At 34.1% G+C, this 16,202-nt stretch carries 13 protein-coding genes; 8 read left to right on the plus strand and 5 right to left on the minus strand.

The annotated features are described in order from the left end of the window. Positions 1-46: 46 nt before the first annotated feature. Genes rfbC through RMN92_RS01555 form a run of 5 tightly spaced genes read right to left on the minus strand, consistent with a single transcriptional unit; the run spans position 47 to position 5,204 of the window. Positions 47-598 (minus strand): dTDP-4-dehydrorhamnose 3,5-epimerase, encoded by a 552-nt coding sequence (rfbC, locus tag RMN92_RS01535; protein WP_309607700.1) that lies wholly within the window; start codon positions 596-598, stop codon positions 47-49. Between the two features lie 6 nt (positions 599-604). Further along, a complete protein-coding gene (locus RMN92_RS01540; protein WP_309607701.1) occupies positions 605-2,293 on the minus strand; it encodes a DUF6909 family protein in 1,689 nt (562 codons plus the stop codon). A 43-nt stretch (positions 2,294-2,336) separates the two neighbouring features. Further along, positions 2,337-3,200 carry a carboxypeptidase-like regulatory domain-containing protein gene (locus RMN92_RS01545; protein ID WP_309607702.1) on the minus strand — a complete coding sequence of 288 codons (864 nt, stop codon included), beginning with the start codon at positions 3,198-3,200 and terminating at the stop codon, positions 2,337-2,339. Beyond that, entirely contained in the window at positions 3,201-4,691 is a 1,491-nt protein-coding gene (locus RMN92_RS01550) for a GH3 auxin-responsive promoter family protein (RefSeq protein WP_309607703.1), read from the minus strand. It abuts the gene before it with no gap. Positions 4,692-4,694: 3 nt separating this feature from the next. Beyond that, positions 4,695-5,204, minus strand: coding sequence for a peptidase (locus tag RMN92_RS01555; RefSeq protein WP_309607704.1), 510 nt, complete (start codon positions 5,202-5,204; stop codon positions 4,695-4,697). Positions 5,205-5,368: 164 nt separating this feature from the next. Between RMN92_RS01555 and tatA the strand changes: the two genes are divergently transcribed. The 8 genes from tatA (at position 5,369) to RMN92_RS01595 (ending at position 16,152) form a co-directional block, all read left to right on the plus strand. Next, a complete protein-coding gene (tatA, locus tag RMN92_RS01560; RefSeq protein ID WP_309607705.1) occupies positions 5,369-5,548 on the plus strand; it encodes a twin-arginine translocase TatA/TatE family subunit in 180 nt (59 codons plus the stop codon). A gap of 168 nt (positions 5,549-5,716) precedes the next feature. After that, entirely contained in the window at positions 5,717-7,066 is a 1,350-nt protein-coding gene (locus RMN92_RS01565) for a rhodanese-related sulfurtransferase (protein WP_309607706.1), read from the plus strand. Between the two features lie 226 nt (positions 7,067-7,292). After that, complete coding sequence (locus RMN92_RS01570) at positions 7,293-8,549, plus strand: regulatory iron-sulfur-containing complex subunit RicT (protein ID WP_309607707.1); 1,257 nt, start codon at positions 7,293-7,295, stop codon at positions 8,547-8,549. Beyond that, on the plus strand, positions 8,524-9,024 hold the full coding sequence (locus RMN92_RS01575; RefSeq protein WP_309607708.1) for a gliding motility lipoprotein GldH: 501 nt from the start codon (positions 8,524-8,526) through the stop codon (positions 9,022-9,024). The genes RMN92_RS01570 and RMN92_RS01575 overlap by 26 nt, the downstream gene beginning before the upstream one ends. A gap of 1 nt (position 9,025) precedes the next feature. Then, the gene (locus RMN92_RS01580) at positions 9,026-11,353 is read left to right on the plus strand and encodes a transglycosylase domain-containing protein (protein ID WP_309607709.1); all 2,328 of its coding nucleotides are present in this window, start codon (positions 9,026-9,028) and stop codon (positions 11,351-11,353) included. Between the two features lie 130 nt (positions 11,354-11,483). Beyond that, complete coding sequence (locus RMN92_RS01585) at positions 11,484-12,182, plus strand: CoA transferase subunit A (RefSeq protein ID WP_309607710.1); 699 nt, start codon at positions 11,484-11,486, stop codon at positions 12,180-12,182. A gap of 6 nt (positions 12,183-12,188) precedes the next feature. Beyond that, complete coding sequence (locus RMN92_RS01590) at positions 12,189-12,848, plus strand: CoA transferase subunit B (protein ID WP_309607711.1); 660 nt, start codon at positions 12,189-12,191, stop codon at positions 12,846-12,848. A 547-nt stretch (positions 12,849-13,395) separates the two neighbouring features. Then, positions 13,396-16,152 (plus strand): M4 family metallopeptidase, encoded by a 2,757-nt coding sequence (locus RMN92_RS01595; RefSeq protein ID WP_309607712.1) that lies wholly within the window; start codon positions 13,396-13,398, stop codon positions 16,150-16,152. The last annotated feature ends 50 nt before the right edge of the window (positions 16,153-16,202 follow it).

Raw genomic sequence — 16,202 nt, forward strand, 5'->3', positions numbered from 1 at the left:
TATTGCAATGATTGTCCCAATTGACCTGATGCACCAGTAACTAAAACTACCATACTTTTTTAGCATTTTGAAGCGTTGGTAAAATAACATCTTTTTCGGAAATAATCAATTCATTCTCTGGAAAATTCCAATCAATATTTAGAGTTAAATCGTTGTAAATTAAACCGCCTTCGGAAGCTGCATTATAAAAATTATCACATTTATAAAAGAAAATTGCAGTTTCGCTAGTAACCAAAAATCCATGTGCAAATCCGCGTGGAATAAACAATTGTTTTTGATTTTCGGCAGAAAGCAATATAGAAAACGATTGACCATAAGTTGCAGATTCTAATCTCAAATCGACTGCAACATCCAAAACTTCACCTTGAAGAACACGAACTAATTTGGCTTGGGCATGTTCGCCCGTTTGATAATGCAAACCACGCAAAACGCCTTTCGAAGAATAGGACTGATTGTCTTGTACAAAATGCACTTTTTGACCTATTCCATTATTAAAAGTAGTTTCATTAAAACTTTCCATAAAATAACCTCTTTCGTCTTTAAAGACTTTGGGTTCCAAGACAAAACAACCAGATAAATGGGTTGGAATAAAATTCATTTCAAATTATTTTACGTTGAAAATTTGTTCTAAAATCTTTATAGTTATTAGGTAAGTAGGTTTTACTCCAGTAGTTCCCAGTCCGCCAGATGCAAGTGTACTTCCAGTTTCCAAAGGATTATCTGAAGCATAATAAGCATATCGAACTTTTACATTTGGATTGATACTTTTTCTAATTTTTGAAGCCGATTGAATTGCTTTTTGATAATAAGCGCCTTCCATTTCCAATCCAATGGCGCCCCAAGTTGATTCATGAAAAAACTTTAACAAATCTTTATTTTGTAATGATGTTCCTAGAACCGAAATCATTGGACCCGCAAAAACTGGAATGTCATTTCCTTCAAACATTTTGGTTGTCAGCTCATTATCAAAAGGATAATTATCGGCGGTTCCTTCATTTATGTGTGCGTTTGGAATCATAATATCGCCTTTTCCACCTTGCAAAATTCCTGCTTTTCCCATAATAGAAACAGATTCTACGTTTAAGAAAATGGTGTTGTTTTCTTTTTTATATGGTTTCAAGAGTTCATCAATAGTTTCAAAAGCTTGTTCGCCAAAAGCGTAATCCATTACAATTAAAACAGGTGCTTCTTTGCCGATTGTGGCTTTTGGAAACGATGATTTTGACCAATCAATTTTTGCCGTATCAAATATTTGAACATCTATATTGGTTCCTGATGCATCTGGCAAGAAAATCATACCATGTTTCAAAGCCACATCTTCCACTTTTGAACGAACATCGTGGGCACCAGATCTGCTTAATTCTTCATAAATATAAAAATCAGATTTGTCTTTAAATTTTGTCTTTAAAACATTTGTTGCAAAAATCGAATTCATAACACTGTGCATATTGGCACTAATAATATGAATTGGTCTTGTCAATAAATCATTTTTATCTAATGTGTCTTTGATGTTTGTTGCCCAAATTTCACCATGTATGTGATGCCCTAATCTTTCTCTCAAAATAGGACTAAAAGTAATGGTTCGTTTGTTATTATCGACCACTTCTTCAATGGCAATTTTTCCCAACCAATATACAATATCCAAGAAACGATCTGGCGTTGTTGGCGTCGAAAAATCATCGTAAATTGCTGAAACTTCGGCGAATGTTCTACCTAAAACATTGGCAGCGTGAGAAATGGCTTTTTCTCTTTCTATCAAAGGTAATTTTTTGCTTTGAAGTGCCGCTTGCTCCAGTTTTAGCCAATCGCGAGAAACTTGTCCGTCATCATCAATTAAAACCCTATTTTTAATTTTGTGAGATTCAATAAAAATAAACGTCAGGTGTGTTAATATGTCATAAATATCGGAACGACCACGAGTAATTTCGACATTCATTTGCTCCTCGTCAATTCTGTAGCAATTTCTTCTTCTTTTTGGTGGAACTATAGCTTTGAAATGTGAGTTCGAATAACCTTCGTCTGAGGTTAAATTGATGTATCGACATTCTTCAATTCCAACTGGCAAACGTTCAATAACGTATAACAATCCGTTGAGTTCGACTTTTTCTTCAGCAATGGAACCATAAATTTCTGGTCGCAATGCTAACAATGCTTCACGCAATGTATCTCCTGAAACGCCCATTGGTTTGTAGAAACCGCGGTTGAATAAATGACGCATGGTAATGTACAATCGTTCGATAGCTGCCGACGATTCTTGCGCTCTTGAGCGCGAAATGTTTTTAATTTGATTCATTAAAATTTTATTATTTAACCAGCAAATATATGATTTTTATTTTTTAGTTACTCAATACTAGTGTTATTGCTGGTTCATACACCATTATATTTGTATTTTCTTGATTTGATTTGTTCCATTTTCCACCATAAAATCCATATAAAAAAGGCCGCTCAACATAGCCACACAAAATAAGTGGATAATAAGTTTTTGAAACTTTTGTTGTTTTGGTGATTAAATCTGTAGTTGTTTTTTCTAATTTATTTTTTTCAATAATCAATCTTTCAATGGCTACAAAAATGCCGCTTTGTGGTATTGATAAATTAAAATCAGAAACGTCAAAAACACTGTATCTTTGACCTTTTTTTACAATGACAATAAAGTTTTTATTAAGTAATTCGTCTGCTGGAAGCCCACTGGAATCTACATCATAAAAATGAATTCTAATGGCTGCCTCTTCGATTTTACTATCTGTATAAATAGAAACTTGTTTTATAAATTTGGTTTTTTTATAGGATGGTTTGTAAGGAAAAAACTTCGCATCAATTTTGGATCCATTTTCAAACGCCTGATAAATTTGAGTATCTGTTTTTCCAATTTCGATGGTTTTAGTTTCTTTTTTATTTAACACAACCACTTCATCCAATGCAAAAACTAATGGAATTAATTGTACTGTTTGTGCTTGCGAAGCCTTTATTATTTTCTTTTCAAAACCCAAAGCAGAAATAATTAGATTCTTATTTCCGTTATTTATATTAATTGTGAAAGTTCCATTTTCTTCGGCAGAAACACCAATATTTTCATTTTCGACCCAAATGCTCGCATAAGGAATGGGTTTATTGTTTTGATCTAAAACAACGCCTTTAATTTGACCGTAAACAGAAACGCTTATTAAAAATAAAAAAAGCAACAGTTTTTTAGGAATCATTTATTGTATTTTTTCTAATTTATCAACAATATTCCTATCGTTAGAAAGCCTAGGAATTTTGTTTTGTCCGCCTAGTTTTCCGATAGATTTCATGTAGTTTTGAAAACCATTTTTATTTACTTTGGATATGATCAATGTTCGCAATACATTTCCAACAATTAAATCATCATAATATACATTTTGTTTGCGCATGGCTTTATCAATTTGCAAAGCAAAATTGTCTAAATTTTCAGGTTCATTTTCAAATTCAATACACCATTCGTGATAGGGCAAACCGGATGCTGGATTAATTTGTGGTGCAACTGTAAATTCGTTTATACTAATATTTGTATCTTCTATGGCTTCTTGCAAAGCGCATTCCACCTCTTTTCCAATAACGTGTTCGCCAAAAGCAGAAATGTAATGTTTGATTCTGCCTGACACTATAATTCGATATGGTTTTAATGAAGTAAATTGAATTGTATCGCCAATATTGTATGCCCAAAGTCCGGCATTGGTAGAAATTATTAAAACATAATTGGTGTCCAATTCTACGTCGCCAATGGTATATCTTTTAGGGTTTTCGGTATAAAATTCATCGGCTTTTACAAATTCATAAAAAATGCCAGCATTTAGTAAAAGCAACATTCCTTTTTCTGATTGAGAATCTTGATAAGCAAAAAAACCTTCCGATGCTGGAAATAATTCAATAGAATCAACTTTTCGACCTATTAAATTTTCAAATTTGGCACGATAAGGTTCATAATTTACACCGCCATAAATAAACAGATTAAAGTTTTTGAACAATTCACCTACTGGCTTTTGGGCTTTTTGATGTAGTTTTTCAAAATACATTTGTACCCACGATGGAATTCCAGAAATAACCGTCATATTTTCGTTGAAAGTTTCTTCAACTACAGCGTTTACCTTGGTTTCCCAATCTTCGATACAATTGGTTTCCCAAGAAGGCAATCTGTTTTTTTGCAAATATTTGGGCACAAAATGCGCGACTATTCCAGATAATCGTCCTAATTTGATTCCGTTTTTTTCTTCTAATACAGGACTTCCTTGCAAGAAAATCATTTTACCGTCTACAAAATCGGCATTACCTGTTTCATGAATATAGCTCAAAATAGCATTTCTTGCTGCTTTGATATGTGTAGGCATTGATGCCTTTGTGAGTGGAATGTATTTTGCTCCAGAAGTAGTACCAGATGTTTTGGCAAAATACAATGGTTTTCCTTTCCAAAGTATATTTTTTTCACCGTTGACTACTTTATCTACATAAGGTTTTAAAGCTTCGTAATCTCGAATTGGAACATGTTTGGCAAAATCTTCAAAATTCTTTATTTTACCAAACTTATGGTCTTGTCCGAAGTCCGTTTTTTGTGCTTGATGAATTAAGTTTTGAAAAACTTTTTTTTGGGTTTCAATAGGATTTTGAGACCATTTTAGGGTTTTTTTATAAATTTTTCGAGCAAAATATTTAGCAAGCTTTATTTTGATTGACATTTTTTAATTTTTTGACGTCTCCTTTTTGGTAAGATTTGTACTGATTTTTTTCTGCTCTTCTCCTACTTTTTTTCTTAATTCCAATTCTTCTGGCGATGCAGAAAAATTATATTCCGACGGATCCACATATTCTGATGCCATTATAGAATCCTTATTGACTTTTGCATATTCTAGATCGCCAGTTAATACTTTTTTTACTGATTCAATATAAGCATCATTTTTTTTTAGTTCAAATTCTAAAGAGTCAGACTTTAAACCCAACATCAATGCTTCCTGTTTTAATTTTGCCGATGAATAGCCTGGAATGTATTCTCGAAGCGGCGTGAATGCTATGATATAACTGGTAACAGATATTAAAAATATGGCACCAATGGTGGCTACAATAAAAACATTTAAAATATTGAGCTTGAAAGAAAATTTTTCTTCAAAAGTATCATCGTTTAAAATAACCAGCCTATTTTTGGTGGTTATTTTATCAAGAAATGCTTTGCGTCGGAATCTTTTTTCTGGCATAATAATGAAACTATCAAACAAATATAAACATTTATTATAACTGTTTATTTCTAAAGAGACGGTACGTTAAAATTATACAATAAAAACAAACGGTTTATTAAAAATACTTACCTTTGTTTTTATTTTGTTAGATTAAAATTGCGAAAGCATAAAACTTATAAATCATGGGAAGATTAGGCGCAACCGAAATTATAGTTATACTGGTGATTGTTTTATTACTTTTTGGAGGAAAAAAAATTCCAGAATTAATGAAAGGATTGGGTAATGGAATTAAAGAATTTAAAAACGCTTCGAAAGAAGAGCAAACTCAAACTACAGATCCTAAAAAAGAAGAAACTAAATAATTTAAATTACAAATAACAAAAAATCCAAATTTCATTCACGTGATTTTTGGATTTTTTTGTTATAGTGATAATTGAGCTATTATTTTGATTAAAAAAATCATTATTCAAAATATGTTACCATAACTATTGCTACTTTTGCAAAAATTTCAACCTTAATTTGTTTATAGCATGCAACTGTACAACACCTTAAGCGCAGAAGAAAGAGCCATCATGATTGATCATGCTGGAAAACGACGACTAACTTTGTCGTTCTATGCTTATGCGCATATTTTGGATCCCACACAATTTCGAAATGAATTATTTCTTGCTTGGAACACACTCGATGTTTTGGGCAGAATTTATGTAGCCACAGAAGGAATTAATGCCCAATTGTCTTTGCCGGCAGATTGTTTTTATGACTTTAAAAATTCGATCGATAAATATAATTTCATGAAAGGCATTCGACTAAATATTGCTGTCGAACAAGATGATCTTTCGTTTTTAAAACTCACTATAAAAGTTCGTGACAAAATTGTTGCCGATGGTTTAAACGATGATACTTTGGATGTAACCAATATTGGAATTCATCTAAAAGCGAAAGAATTCAACACTTTATTGGATGATCCAAACACCATTGTTGTCGATATGCGAAATCATTACGAAAGCGAAATTGGTCATTTCACCAATGCCATAAAACCAGATGTAGATACTTTTCGAGAAAGTTTACCTATTATAGAAGACCAGTTGGCAAATCATAAAGAAGATAAAAATTTATTAATGTATTGCACAGGCGGTATTCGTTGCGAGAAAGCATCGGCCTATTTTAAACACAAAGGTTTTAAAAATGTTTTTCAATTGGAAGGCGGCATTATCGAGTACACACGTCAAATTAAAGAAGAAGGACTGGAAAGCAAATTTATAGGTAAAAACTTTGTTTTTGATCAGCGTTTGGGCGAACGAATTACAGAGGATGTTGTTTCCAATTGTCACCAATGCGGAAAACCTTGCGATGTACATACCAATTGCGCCAACTATGGTTGCCATTTGTTATTCATTCAGTGTGATGATTGCAAAGAATTGTTGGAAAATTGTTGCTCGTACGAATGTCAGGAAGTTATTCATTTGCCAATGGATCAACAAATAAAATTGCGTCAGGGTTTGAAAAACGGCAATAAAATTTTCAAAAAAGGTAAGGCAGAAGCATTGGTTTTTAAAAATCCATCGGAAGCAAAAATTTTATCGAAAGAAAAAGTAATTTCAGAAATCAAACCTAAAATAGTTAAAACATATATTGGCAAAGCCCAGCATTATTATACAAAATCAAGTATTGGCGAATTCTTGATTGAAAATGAAGAAATCAACATAGGCGATACTTTGCTCATTAAAGGAAAAACTACTGGAGAAGAAATTTTTATCCTAGAATCCATGTACATTTTAAAAGAAGAAGCAGAAAAAGCAAAAACTGGAGATAGGGTAAGTTTCAAATTGCCTTTTAGAATAAGACTTTCTGATGTTTTGTATAGAGTAGAGAAGTTATAAAACAAATCACAAAACTTCAATTTTTTTAAATTCCAAACATAATACTAGATGTTTATTTCTTCTTTTCGGGTTTTGAAAATTGTAGTTTTGTGATTTGGATTTTGTCATTTGTGATTTGATTTTGCCTTTCAGCTAAGTTTTTTCGGAATTTCTCAACTTAAATTAAAAAAACTATATTTACATTCTAAAAGTAGCTCAAACCGAGCAATCAATATATATTCAAATTATGGCATGTACAAGTTGTTCAACATCCGATGTTGGAGCACCAAAGGGTTGCAAAAATAATGGGACTTGCGGCACCGATAGCTGCAACAAATTAACAGTATTCGATTGGCTCTCTAATATGACATTACCTGGAGGTCAAGCTCCTTTTGATTGTGTGGAAATTCGTTTTAAAAACGGAAGAAAAGAGTTTTACAGAAATACAGAAAAACTGACCTTAAGTATTGGCGATATTGTAGCTACAGAAGCTTCACCAGGACACGACGTTGGAATTGTAACTTTGACTGGCGAACTTGTTAAAGTACAAATGAAGAAAAAACAGGTTAATCACGAAGGTGAAGTGCCTAAAATATACAGAAAAGCATCTCAAAAAGATATAGATATTTGGAGCAATTCTCGCGACAAAGAGGAACCAATGAAAGTTCGTGCCCGTGAAATGGCTATTCGACTGCAGCTCCAAATGAAAATTTCTGATATCGAATTTCAAGGCGATGGTTCGAAAGCTACGTTTTATTACACCGCAGAAGACAGAGTCGATTTTCGTCAATTGATAAAAGAATTCGCGGGTGCTTTTAGTACCAGAATCGAAATGAAACAGGTGGGTTTCCGTCAAGAAGCAGCTCGTTTGGGCGGCATAGGTTCTTGCGGAAGAGAATTGTGCTGTTCCACTTGGTTGACAGATTTTAGAAGTGTGAACACATCGGCAGCGAGATACCAACAATTGTCATTGAATCCTCAAAAATTGGCGGGTCAGTGCGGAAAACTTAAATGTTGCTTGAACTATGAATTGGATACCTACATGGATGCCTTGAAAGACATTCCAGATATGGAAACCAAACTTTCAACAGAAAAAGGGGATGCAATTTGTCAAAAAATAGACATTTTTGGAAGGTTAATGTCATTTGCTTACATTGGAAATTTTGGTCAATGGCACGTTTTAAAAGTAGAGCAAGTGCAAGAAATAATGGCACAGAATAAACAAAAAATTAAAGTTTCTGGACTAGAAGATTATGCTATTGAAGTGGAAAAAATTGCAGTTGAAAAAACATTTCAAAACGCAATGGGTCAAGACAGTTTAACCAGATTTGACCAACCTAAAAAGAGCAATAATAAAAAACCAAATAAAAACAGGAAACCACAACCTCAGAATCAAGAGGCAGGACAAAATCAGAAATCTAAAATAAATCCGAATCAAAACCAAAATAAACCCAACTCAAACGGTCCAAAAATCAGAAATGAGAAAAACAATCCGAACATATAGTTTTCTAGCATTTGGTATCGCATTACTGTTGATTTCTTGCGATAAAACCCAAATTTTTGATGCCTATCATACTTTTCAAGATGGTTGGGATAAAAAAAATAGTGTTATTTTTACTTTCGATCAAGAGGTTTCAAAAAAACCAAACAATATGTTTATTAATATCCGTAGCAATAATGATTACGAATTTAACAACCTATTTCTCATTACAAAACTAGAGCAACCAAGTGGGTTAATAAAAGTAGACACACTGGAGTATGAAATGGCAGATTTGGATGGAAACATGCTTGGACAAGGTTTTTCGGACATCAAAGAAAGTAAGTTGTGGTATAAGGAAAATGTAAAATTCCCTGAAAAAGGAAAATATAAAATATCAATCTCTCAGGCTGTTCGAAAAACAGGAAAAGTTAAAGGAGTTGAAAAATTAAAAGGAATTACAGAAATTGGTTTCAGAATAGAAACATCACAAGTCGAATAAAATGGCAAAAAAACACAGCACACAAATATCAAATCATTCACATTATGTGAAAAAGTTTTGGAAATACTTCTCTATTGCTTTTGGTAGTGTATTATTATTTTTTCTGTTTGCTTCATGGGGGCTTTTTGGTTCCATGCCGTCCTTCTCGGAATTAGAGAATCCAGAATCGAATCTAGCAACAGAAATTATATCTGCGGATGGAGTAACTTTGGGTAAATTTTATAATGAAAACAGAACGCCAATAAAATTCAAAAACCTGCCAAAACATTTGGTTGACGCTTTAATTTCTACGGAAGACGAGCGTTTCAGAGAACATTCAGGCATCGATGGTAGAAGAACTTTAAGTGCTTCATTAAGTCTTGGAAGTCGAGGAGGAGCGAGCACATTAACACAGCAATTGGCCAAATTATTGTTTCATGGCGAAGGTTCAAAATTTTTGCCTTTTAGAATTGTTCAAAAAGCAAAAGAATGGATTATTGCCATTCGCCTTGAACGGCAATACACCAAAGATGAAATTATTGCCATGTATCTAAACAAAGCAGATTTTATAAACACAGCTGTTGGTATACGTTCTGCTGCCAAAGTATATTTTGCAAAAGAACCAATGGATTTAACTGTCGATGAATCTGCTATGTTAATTGGAATGCTTAAAAACCCATCACTTTTTAACCCTTTGCGAAGAGAAGAAAAAGTAAGAGAACGTAGAAATGTGGTTTTGAAACAAATGGAAAAAAATAAATGTTTGACCACAGTTCAAAAAGAAAATTTTCAAAAAAAACCTATCAAACTTACCTTTTCTCCAGAAAAGCATAACGAAGGAAGCGCCACTTATTTTCGTGAATATCTTCGTGAATACATGAAAACTTGGGTAAAAGAAAACAAAAAAGAAGATGGATCAGATTATAATGTGTATGCCGATGGATTGAAAATATATACTACTATCGATTCAAAAATGCAGTTGTATGCTGAAGAAGCTGTCAAAGAACATTTAAAAAATCTGCAAGAAGAATTTTTCTTAGAAGCCAAACAAAATAAAACAGCACCTTTTATAAGAATCAAACAGCCAGATATCGATAAAATAATGGATCGCGCCATGCGAAATACAGAAAGATGGAGACTCATGACAGACCAAGGTAAGGATGAAGAAGATATTATAAAATCATTCAAAATAAAAACAAAAATGACTGTTTTTACTTGGGATGGCGACAAAGAAATGGAAATGACTCCAATAGATTCCATTAGATATTACAAACATTTTCTTCAACCAGGCGTCATGTCTATGGAACCACAAACGGGACAAGTAAAAGTTTGGGTTGGTGGAGTAGATTATAGGTATTTTCAATATGATCACGTGGGTTTAGGCGCGCGTCAAGTAGGCTCAACATTCAAACCTTTTGTTTATGCAACGGCCATCCAACAATTGGGTATGTCACCTTGCGATACTATTATAGATGGACCAGTTATAATTAGAAAAGGAAGACACAATGTAACCGAAGATTGGGAACCAAGAAATTCTGATAACCGCTATCGAGGTATGGTCACACTAAAAAAAGCACTAGCCAATTCCATCAATACAGTTTCTGCAAAACTCATTGACAGAACAGGACCTGATGCAGTAATTACATTGGTAAAAAAATTAGGCGTAGAAACAGAAATTCCTTCACAGCCCTCAATTGCATTGGGTGCAGTAGATATTACAGTCAAAGATATGGTGGCGGCTTACAGCACATTTGCCAACCAAGGCATCTATATGAAACCACAGGTAATTTCAAAAATTGAAGACAAAAACGGTAATATTATATACGAACCGAAACCAGAATCCAGAGACGTTTTGAGTAAAGATATAGCCTACGCAGTCATTAAATTACTCGAAGGCGTTACAGAATCAGGCTCAGGCGCAAGGTTAAGAAGCACGGGTCCAGGCGGATATGCTTATAAAAGAGTAACAGGCTATCCATACGGATTTACCAATCCAATAGCTGGAAAAACTGGAACCACACAAAACCAATCAGATGGTTGGTTTGTTGGCATGGTTCCCAATTTAGTTACTGGAGTTTGGGTTGGAAATGAAGACCGTTCGGCACATTTTAGAACCATTACAAATGGTCAAGGCGCTACAATGGCATTGCCAATTTGGGGAATATTTATGAAAAAATGTTATGCAGACGCAGATTTACACGTTTCAAAAGATAAATTCGATAGACCATCAGATTTGTCGATTAAAGTAGATTGTGTTACAAAACCTGTTTATCGTCCGCCAACTGAAACAGATTCTACAGCTGTAAAACCACCAGAAGAAGAACAACCAACAGAAGAGTTTGGACTTTAAATTTTATTTTTTTAGGAGCTATTTCCCGCTATCCGTTGCAATCTTTTTTGTGGTTTTGTCATACTGAGCTTGTCGAAGTACAAAACCACAAAAAAGGATTTCCACTGCTATCGGGGCTAAAACAAACAATATGATCAACAAGAAAGTAAACAATGTTCAAGAAGCATTGCACGATATAAAAGATTCACAAACCATTATGCTTGGTGGTTTTGGACTTTGTGGCATACCCGAAAACAGCATAGCCGAACTAGTTGAAAAAAACGTCAAAGATTTAACTTGCATTTCAAACAATGCAGGCGTTGACGATTTCGGATTGGGATTGTTGTTGCAAAAACGTCAAATAAAAAAAATGATTTCATCCTATGTGGGCGAAAATGCAGAATTTGAACGCCAAATGCTTTCTGGCGAATTGGACGTAGAACTCACACCACAAGGAACATTGGCAGAAAAATGCCGTGCCGCACAAGCCGGAATTCCAGCCTTTTTTACACCAGCAGGTTTTGGCACAGAAGTAGCCGAAGGCAAAGAAACCAGAGAGTTTAATGGCAAAATGCATATTATGGAACACGCTTTTAAAGCAGACTTTGCCATTGTAAAAGCATGGAAAGGCGACACCGCTGGAAATTTAATTTTTAAAGGAACGGCAAGAAATTTTAATTCTTGTATGGCTGGCGCTGCAAAAATGACTATTGCTGAGGTTGAAGAATTGGTGGAGGCAGGAATGCTAGATCCCAACCAAATTCATATTCCAGGCATTATGGTTCAACGTATTTTTCAAGGAGAAAAATTTGAAAAGCGAATAGAACAAAGAACAGTTAGAAATAGATAACTAATTATGGCTTTAGATAAAAATCAAATTGCAAAACGCATCGCACAGGAAGTACAAAATAATTATTTTGTAAATTTAGGAATAGGCATACCAACATTGGTTGCCAACTATGTTCGGGAAGATATTTCGGTAGAATTTCAGAGTGAAAATGGTGTTTTGGGTATGGGACCTTTTCCTTTTGAAGGTGAAGAAGACGCGGACATAATTAATGCTGGAAAACAAACCATTACCACATTGCCAGGCGCCAGTTTTTTTGATTCGGCTTTTAGTTTCGGAATGATAAGAAGTCAAAAAGTTGACTTAACCATTCTTGGCGCTATGGAAGTTTCTGAAAATGGCGACATTGCCAATTGGAAAATCCCAGGAAAAATGGTCAAAGGTATGGGTGGTGCTATGGATTTGGTAGCATCGGCAGAAAATATAATTGTTGCCATGATGCATGTGAACAAAGCTGGCGAATCAAAAATCTTAAAAAAATGCACTTTGCCACTTACAGGTGTGGGTTGCGTTAAAAAAGTCGTTACCGAACTTGCCGTGCTACAAATTACACCACAAGGGTTTAAATTATTAGAACGTGCCCCAGGCGTTTCTATTGAACACATTATTGCTTCCACAGAAGCCCATTTAATTATTGAAGGAGACATTCCAGAAATGAAGATAAATTAAAACATTTAAATATACACTTCTTCAAATTAAATGAAGTATTAACATGGTTGTAATGTTCAACTTTATTACTGGAAAACTTCTACAAATTATTATGTTCTGATTGCTTTGCAAATTATTTTATTAAAAATGTTTTCACTATTGTAAAGATTTATTGGTCTCAATAATAGTTAAAACTATGTACTTTAGTTCATTTTCCTTTCAGGTTCTAAAAACATTTACCGCAAATTCGTTAATTATTTTCTGTTTTTTAAGCCTTTAATTTGCGAATTTTTGGTAAATTTTACTTTTAACCAGACAGACTTTAAGTCCATAGATTTGGTTTTCTCTTGTAAAAATATTAGTAGCATTCTCAAAGCAATCTTCATCAAGGTTATTAATTCAAATACCGAAATAAATATCTGTGAATATTTTATATTTTTAATATTTTTATTGTAAATAAAACAACATATGTAGTTCTATATTAACATAAATTTATTAAATTAGCATCAATTAAAATCATTGGCCTAATCAACTAATGAAATTGTTAACCAACCAAAAACCAAACATTATGAAAAAAAATTTCGGCAAAATTGCTTCGGTAATTGCATTGTCTGTGTTTTCCTTATCCAGTTTCGCTCAAGAAACGGATAAAAATGGAAACCAAAAGTTCACAAATGAAAATGGATCACCTAGTATGATCAATTTCAACCAAAGTTCCCTCTACAAAAATTCTGATTTTCAACAAGTATTCAAAGAAAATTTAGGGTTAAAAGAAAATCAAAACTTTTCAAAAATCAAAACTGAAACCGATAAAGAAGGTTTTACTCACGAAAAGTTTCAATTGTTTCACCAAGGTATTAAAGTAGAATATGCAACGTATACTCTGCATTCTAAAAACGGAAAGCTGGCTTCAATGACTGGTGAGTTTTACAACATAGATGAGGTGAATACTTCACCATCAATTTCTAGCCAACAAGCGTTCAACAGAGCCATTAGTCATACTGGAGCAAAACAGTATATGTGGGAAAATCAGGACGAAGCTTCTAAAATGAATTACAAAAAGCCAGTTGGAGAATTGGTTTTATTGCCATCGATGTCTGAACAAGGTCAAAAAAGAAATTCAGACAACGCAAATTTGGCTTATAAATTTGATATTTATGCTACCAATCCTGTAAGTCGGGGCGATTTGTATATTGATGCTAACACTGGTGAAGCACTTTATTTTAATGCCACTATTAAACATTTGGGCGATTATGCACATGGAAAATCTGTAAATAAAACAGATCAAAATTTTACATTGAATAAATCAGCAAGTTTGGTGGCTGCAAGTGCTGCCACAAAATATTCTGGAACACAACCCATTCAAACTTTGCTAAGTGGAGCTTCCTATATATTGTCTGACAATACACGAGGAAACGGAATACAAACCTTCAATATGAAAAAAGGTACAAGTTATACAGCAGCTGTAAATTTTACAGATGTTGATAATAACTGGACTGCGGCAGAGTTTGATAATACAAACAAAGATAATGCTGCACTTGATGCACATTGGGGTGCAGAAAAAACTTTTGATTATTTCTCTAGTGTACATAATAGAAATAGCTACAATAATGCTGGAGCAAAAATTAACAGCTACGTACATTACAGCAATGCTTATGACAATGCTTATTGGAACGGTTCGGTAATGACTTATGGCGATGGAAGCGGTACTTTTTTTGATGCACTAACTTCATTGGATGTTGCGGCTCATGAAATTGGACACGCCGTTTGTGAAACTACTGCAAATTTGGCATATCAAAAAGAATCGGGTGCCATGAACGAAGGTTTTTCTGATATCTGGGGCGCTTGTGTTGAATATTTTGCAGCACCATCTAAACAAACTTGGTTGATAGGAGAAGATATTGAAAGACGTTCAGGTCATTTATCTTTAAGATCAATGAGCAATCCAAATGCAGAAAGTCAGCCAGACACTTATGGAGGTACTTTTTGGAAAACACCAAACTGTTCTCCAACACAATCCAACGATTATTGCGGTGTTCACACCAACAGTGGTGTTTTAAACCACTGGTTTTATATTCTATCTATTGGAAAATCTGGAAGCAACGATATTGGAAACGCATTCAACGTAACTGGTATTACAATCGACAAAGCTGCAAAAATTGCTTACCGCTTGGAAAGCATTTATTTGTCTGCAAATTCAACTTATGCAAATGCAAGAACATCAGGAATTCAGTCTGCTGTAGATTTATATGGTGCGGGTTCTGCGGAAGTTATTGCCACTACAAATGCATTTTATGCAGTGGGAATAGGTGCGGCTTACATTTCGCCATCCACAGATACAACTGCACCATCAACACCTGCTAGTTTGGTAGCTTCCGGAACTACATCTTCCGCTACAAACTTATCATGGACAGCTTCTACAGACAATGTTGGGGTTACTGGTTATAATGTATATAACGGAACAACTTTGGTAACCACTGCAACAGGAGGTTCTGCCACTGTTTCTGGATTGTCTGCTTCAACGGCTTACAGTTTTTCTGTGAAAGCCAAAGATGCTGCTGGAAATCTTTCTGCTTCGAGCAATGTTGTGAATGTGACAACTTTAGCTGGATCATCTGTTGCTTATTGTGCTTCCACTAGTAGCAATACAAACGACGAAAGAATCGGGAAAGTTGTTTTAGGTTCTATAAATAATACTACAACAGGAACTGCTGGATACGAAAACTTTACATCGCAATCTACAGATTTGGGTAGAGGTACAGCAAACACCATTACAATAACTCCAACATGGACAGGCACTGTATATAGTGAAGGTTATGGTGTTTGGATTGATTTTAATAAAAACGGATTCTTTACAGATGCGGGAGAAATGGTTGTTGCAAAATCGGCTTCAAAAACCACACCAATAAGTGCTAGTTTTACAGTTCCAGCTACTGCAACGTTGGGTACAACCAGAATGAGAGTTTCTATGAAATACAATGCTATTCCAACTTCTTGTGAGTCATTTACCTATGGTCAAGTAGAAGATTATACTGTAAATATTACTGCTGGAGTTCCAATTTCTAGCATTGCAGCTATAGATGGTGAAGATTCAAATAGTTTAGAATTTAGACTTTTCCCAAATCCAGCGGATACAGTGTTAAATATTTCAGTTTCTAAAAATCTGAATGCTACTTACAAAATATACAATTTAGTAGGTCAAGTAGTAAATTCTGGAGACACCAAACAGAATCAAATTAGCCTTGCTAATCTTGAATCTGGCTTGTATATTTTTGAACTAAACGATGGTCAAAAAACGTTAACCAAGAAATTTGTGAAAAGATAAATTGAATTAAATAATTGTAAAAGCTGTTCGAAAGGGCAGCTTTTTTTGGT

Origin of the sequence: Flavobacterium sp. (assembly GCF_031363805.1) — a bacterium.
Classification (GTDB): Bacteria; Bacteroidota; Bacteroidia; order Flavobacteriales; family Flavobacteriaceae; genus Flavobacterium.